Annotated in this window: 6 protein-coding genes; 1 reads left to right on the forward strand and 5 read right to left on the reverse strand. The window is 72.0% G+C overall.

What is annotated here, in order from left to right:
- Nucleotides 1–50: 50 nt before the first annotated feature.
- The 5 genes from WD250_09590 to WD250_09610 form a co-directional block, all read right to left on the reverse strand.
- A complete protein-coding gene (locus tag WD250_09590) occupies nucleotides 51–497 on the reverse strand; it encodes a type II toxin-antitoxin system VapC family toxin (GenBank protein MEX2620461.1) in 447 nt (148 codons plus the stop codon).
- Nucleotides 494–784, reverse strand: coding sequence for a type II toxin-antitoxin system prevent-host-death family antitoxin (locus tag WD250_09595; protein ID MEX2620462.1), 291 nt, complete (start codon nucleotides 782–784; stop codon nucleotides 494–496). Before WD250_09595 ends, WD250_09590 begins: the two co-directional genes overlap by 4 nt.
- 70 nt (nucleotides 785–854) lie before the next feature.
- Nucleotides 855–2,402 carry a PH domain-containing protein gene (locus tag WD250_09600; GenBank protein ID MEX2620463.1) on the reverse strand — a complete coding sequence of 516 codons (1,548 nt, stop codon included), beginning with the start codon at nucleotides 2,400–2,402 and terminating at the stop codon, nucleotides 855–857.
- The gene (locus tag WD250_09605) at nucleotides 2,386–2,937 is read right to left on the reverse strand and encodes a PH domain-containing protein (protein ID MEX2620464.1); all 552 of its coding nucleotides are present in this window, start codon (nucleotides 2,935–2,937) and stop codon (nucleotides 2,386–2,388) included. The genes WD250_09600 and WD250_09605 overlap by 17 nt, the downstream gene beginning before the upstream one ends.
- 127 nt (nucleotides 2,938–3,064) lie before the next feature.
- On the reverse strand, nucleotides 3,065–3,610 hold the full coding sequence (locus WD250_09610; GenBank protein ID MEX2620465.1) for a Uma2 family endonuclease: 546 nt from the start codon (nucleotides 3,608–3,610) through the stop codon (nucleotides 3,065–3,067).
- A 729-nt stretch (nucleotides 3,611–4,339) separates the two neighbouring features.
- On the opposite strand from WD250_09610, the gene WD250_09615 reads away from it, so the two are divergent.
- The gene (locus tag WD250_09615; GenBank protein MEX2620466.1) at nucleotides 4,340–4,960 is read left to right on the forward strand and encodes a sigma factor-like helix-turn-helix DNA-binding protein; all 621 of its coding nucleotides are present in this window, start codon (nucleotides 4,340–4,342) and stop codon (nucleotides 4,958–4,960) included.
- The last annotated feature ends 148 nt before the right edge of the window (nucleotides 4,961–5,108 follow it).

Here is a 5,108-nt window from a genome sequence, read left to right on the forward strand (position 1 = left end):
ACCCGGCACAGCGGTGAATCGCCTCCGCTGGCGCTCCGGCGATTCACGGGTCAGGTGCTGGCGTCGCCATCCGGTTCGGGCATGACCACGAGCCCTTCCCGCTCGGCGGCGTCGGCCAGGCGGGCATCGAGGCAGACGAAGCGCAGCGGTGCGTCGAGGTGCTCGTTGACCAGCGACGCCGCAGCCAGCTGAGCGGCGTCGGCGGCTCGCAGCGGATGGCGTGCCAGCAGGGGGATCGCCCGCGCCCGCACGGCGAGCACGTCGCTGACCTCGTCCCAGGCCGCCGCGAGCGCGGCGAACCGTGCCAAGACCAGTCGGCGCTGGGACCGCGTGAGCGCACCCTCGCGCGCGCGACGTTCGACGGCGCTGATGATCTCCACTCCAGACCACGCCCAGGTGACGATGGCTGGATCCTTCGTCGCCCACGTGCGAACGGCCTCGGTGTGGGGCTCCCGCACCACGATCGGCACGAGCGCCGACGCGTCCCAGTACCTCACTGCCGGTCGGCCCGCTCTGCCTCCAGCGCCTCAAGGACACTGGAGGGCAGCTCCAGGGGCGGCGCCTGCAGGATCTCCGACAGATCGCACTGCCCGGATCGCACGATCCCCGCCTGCAGGAGGCGCTGGCGCCGCTGCTCGTCAGCGGCATCCGCGCTTGCCGGAAGCCTCGACAGGCGGGCTACCGGCACGCCTCGATCGAGGACCTGGACCTCCCCGCCGCGGCGCACCTCTCGCAAGTAGCGGGAAAGGTTCGCCTTCAGCTCGGACACGGACACGGTGTGCATATGACCAGAATAGTCATCACCATAGGACCAGACAAGTCGTGTGGTGCGGCGGTGTCTCGAGCACTGTGACTCAGCCCGAGCGGCCCGCCAGGGCCGCCGGCGCCGGCGCCCGACCGGGCAGCATGCTCGCGGCGATCTCGCCGAGCAGGCCCTCGCCCACCCGGGCGTCCAGGTCGATCAGCTGCGGGCCCGACCACACGCCGGGGCTGCGGGCGATCTGCAGGTCGAGGGTGGCCAGCCGGCGCCAGCGCTGCACCGGGTTGGCGGTCAGCGCGAGGCTCTGCAGGCGGGCGCGGGGCACGAACGCGGTCCGGCGCACGAACAGGCCCGACCGGGCGACGACGAACGCGTCGAGCTCGGCGTGGCCGAGCGCGCGGTGGGAGCCGATCGCCATGGCCACGGCGGGCAGCGCGAGCAGGGCGACCAGCAGCCCCGTGGCGTCGAACAGCCAGACTGCCGGCGCCGTGAGGACCGCCACCGTGGTGACCGCCCGTGCGACCCGGCGGGTGCGGGCGCGCCGGGGCATCGGGGTGAGCGCGACGGTCGCCAGCTCCGCGGTCTGGAGGACCTCCGCGGCCAGGGCGAAGGCCTCGCCGCGCCGGCCGAGGGGCAGCAGCATGCCGGTGTCGCGCCCCTCGCCACCGGAGTGGCCCGCCACGTCGACCTTCACCGCTGCGAGGCCGAGCATGCGGCGCACGAGGTTCTCCTCGACGCGCACCGCCTGCACGCGCCGCAGCGGCAGCGTGTTCGAGCGCTGCTCGAGCAGCCCGCGGTGGATGCGCAGGGTGGCGTCCTCGCGTGTCAAGGTGAAGTCCCAGTACGCCAGGACCGTGGCGACGATCGACAGGACGAACGCGCCCACCAGGGCGATCGCGGCAACGGCCACGAAGCCGCGCGTGCCGAGCAGGGCAGGCGCCCGCTGCAAGAGCTCGTCGATGCGGTCGGAGAACGCCTGCTGCAAGAACCCCAGCAGGGCGGCGGCGACGCCGACCCTCCCGCCCGTCAGCCCCGCGGCGAGGAGCCGGTCGGGCGCGAGGTGGGCCAACCGCGTCGGGGGGGTGGCGGTCCGTGCCCGCTCGGGGTCGGGCGCCCCGCCGTCAGGCGGCTCGTCGGCGACCCGGTCGCGTCGTCGCAGCAGGGCGGCGCGCAGCCGCTGGCCATCCGCGATGGCCAAGGCGTCCAGCCGGCCTTCGGTCTCACCACCCCCGATCGCCTCGACGCGCACCTCCACGACCCCGAGGATGCGGTGGCGCAGCTTGCGCGCCAGGTCCACCGTCTGGATCCGCTCCAGGGGGATGACCCGCCGTTGCCGCTGCAGGAGGCCCTGCTCGATGATCAGCGCGTCCTCCTCGACGCGCCAGGTGAACCGCAGGTAGCGCACCACGCTCGCGATGGCCGACGCGCCGAGGAGGGCGCCTGCGAAGGGCGGTGACAGCGCCCCCGCGACCATCAGCACGAGCAGCGGTCCGACCTGGCCGAGCGGCCAGATGAGCATGACCGCCGGGTGCAGGCGGCTGCCGGTGCCGGGCGCGTCACCGGGACGGTCCGACCCGTCGGGGCCCGCGGGGCCGTCGGTCGGCGGCGGCGGCACCTGGGGGAACTCAGACGCTGGCGTCATCGTCGGGCTCGACCTCGGCGAGTCGTTCGCGCAGCCGCTCCGCCTCGGTGGCGTCGAGGCCGGGTAGCCGCCCCGATGTGCCCAGCGCGGCGGTGTGCACCACCAGCTGGGACAGGCCGAACAGCCGGTCCAGCGGCCCCTGGCGCGTGTCGACGAACTGCAACCGGGAGAAGGGGATCACGCTCACGGTGACCCACAGGACCCCGTGGCGGATCCACAGGTCGGCGGGACGCAGGGCATAGCGCCACCGGCGGTAGCGCAGCACCGGGACGATGGCGGCGAGCAGGCCCCCGACGAGCAGGACCGCGCCCGTCAGCAGCCCACGGCGCAGCGGGAGCGGCGCGAACAGGTCGACGAGGCCGGCGACGATCCCGATCGGGACGACGACGCCCGCCCCGGTGACCCACCAGAGGGTGCGTGCCCGGGGGTCGAGGGGCATCAGCTGACCGGTGTCCTGGGCCGGCGGTGACGGGTCGGACGAGGCGTCCTCGGCGGGCGAGGTCACGCCGGCCATCTCGTGGGAACCAGGCTGCATGCGGCCCAGAGTAGTCTCCGGACCGGACGCCCGACGCGAGGCCGCAGATCCTCGTGCGCGCATCCACCTCGACGAGTCGGGCACCAAGCGCCTTGCGCGTCAGACTGCCCGACAGGGCCAGTTCAGGTCAGTGGTCGAACACGCGGCGCACGGGAACCGTGAAGCCCGGCAGGAGCGGTGAGCTCAGCTCGTCGTCGCCGGACAGCTCGAGGGCGACGTCGAAGCCGGTCGCCTCCTGCGAGCGGCGGAAGATGATCACGCTGTCCGCGGCGGTGTCAACCAACCACAGCTCCGCGGCCCCGGCCGCCTCGTAGGTCTGGCGTTTGGCACCGAGGTCGAAACGCCACGTCGAGGGGGAGCGCACCTCGACGAGAAGATCGGGCGCGACCTCGAGCCGCTTGGCGTCGCGGTCGGGTAGGCGCTGCTCGCGCATCCACCAGACGTCCGGTGCGTAGAGCTCCTCGCCCAGGCGCACGTCGACGGGGAGCGCCACCAGGCCCCGCCCGGGCTCGGCCTCCACCCACGCGAGCAGCAGCGTGTAGATACGACCGAGCACGAGCTGGTGGAGCAAGGACGGGTGGTTCAAAACCACCTCCCCACGGATCAGCTGGGTGCCCCTGGGCCAGTCGCGGGCCAGGAACTCCTCGACGCTCATGCGGGTGGCCACCGCCATAGGGACACGATATCGGTTCGCGAGTGCCCGTCCATGGCCCCCTCCACAGGCCCGCAGCGGGCGGGGGCGCAGGTGCTGTCGCCGCCCCGGCGGGTCTGGCCCTGGTTGGCGGCGCTGACCGCGCTCCTCTGAGGTCTTTGGCGGCCCGCGCTCGCGATGAGCCAAGGCCCCGTGGCGCAGGCCGTTCTCTGGCCGACGGTCCAGGCGATCCGCGCGAGCGTCGAAAGCGGTGAGTACGCCTCGGCGAGCGAGGTCGTGCGGGATGCGCTGCGTCGCTGGTAGGGACAGAGGGCGGAGGACGCGGAGCGCCTCGACGCCGTCCGGGCGCGCATCCGTCATCCCTCGACGACCCGCGACCGAGCCTGAGCGAAACCGAGGTCGACGTCGAGCTGGCCCCGTCCGGCGGCGATGCGGCGGCTTGAGGTCGTCTTATCTTATCGGCCCGAGGCTGTCGCCGAGCTCCAGGAGATCTTCCGGTACGCGCGGCGCCGAAGCCAGAGCCGGGCGGTCGTTGCCTACGTGGTGGAGGGCGAAACGGTGGTGAGCGGCCACCCGCCCACACCCGCAGGGTGGTCGCCACCAGGGTCACCGCCCGCGGCGACCGGGAAATCCTCGGCTGCGCCTCGGCGACAGCGAAGACGAGGACGCCAGTTTCGGATCGGGCGGCGGCTATCCCCAGGGTTGTTCAGTAGGTTCACTTGACGTCGTTCAGCTCCTACACTTACGCTTGTGAAACGATGCGACCTCATCAAGCAGATCCGAGACGCCGCCAACTCGGCCGGGATCGAGTTCGTATCGCTCCGCAACAGTGGTGGCCATGAGGTGTTCTCCCTGGACGGCTTGCGGATCCCCGTGCCCAACCATCGCGAGGTCGCCGAAGGCACCGCCCGATCGATTCAGCGGCAGGCGGCCGCCAAACTCGGAAGAGGAGTGGTGGACATGACGTCCTACACCGTCACAGCGACCCGCGAGGGCAACTGGTGGTCGCTGATCGCCACCGACGTGGATGGTCGGGAGGTCGCCTCGCAGTCACGTCGGCTCGACCAGGCGGACGCCGCGATCCGAGAAGCGATCGCGTTGGTGCTCGATGACGAGCAGGACAGCTTCGACGTGGAGGTGGTCCCGACTCTGGACCAGACCGCCGTGTCCGAGGAGACCCGGGAGCTGCTCGAGTTGCGCCGCGAGCTTGCCCGACTGGGTGAACGTAGCCGCCGACTGACCCCCCAAGCGGTGGCCGAGCTCCGAACGGCGGGCCTTACCGTTCGTGACGTCGCCGAACTCCTCGGGGTCACTGCCTCCCGGGTCTCCCAAATCGAGCACCAGACTCCCATGGCCCGCTCTGCAAGCTGAACCTCATCCCATATCGCTCGCTGCCACACGACACCCGACACCGATCACTATCGGCGGTGGGCTGTCGATCGGTCCTGACGCCGCTTTGGCGCTGCCGAGCTCCCCGGATCTGCTGCTCCCCATCGAGGACATGGATTTTCTCCGTGCG

Source organism: Egibacteraceae bacterium (assembly GCA_040905805.1).
Lineage (GTDB): Bacteria > Actinomycetota > Nitriliruptoria > Euzebyales > Egibacteraceae > DATLGH01.

Coding starts and splice junctions, on each gene's coding strand:
- WD250_09595 (MEX2620462.1), bottom strand. CDS start 784: ATGCACACCGTGTCCGTGTCCGAGCTGAAGGCGAACCTTTCCCGCTAC.
- WD250_09600 (MEX2620463.1), bottom strand. CDS start 2,402: ATGACGCCAGCGTCTGAGTTCCCCCAGGTGCCGCCGCCGCCGACCGAC.
- WD250_09605 (MEX2620464.1), bottom strand. CDS start 2,937: ATGCAGCCTGGTTCCCACGAGATGGCCGGCGTGACCTCGCCCGCCGAG.
- WD250_09610 (MEX2620465.1), bottom strand. CDS start 3,610: ATGGCGGTGGCCACCCGCATGAGCGTCGAGGAGTTCCTGGCCCGCGAC.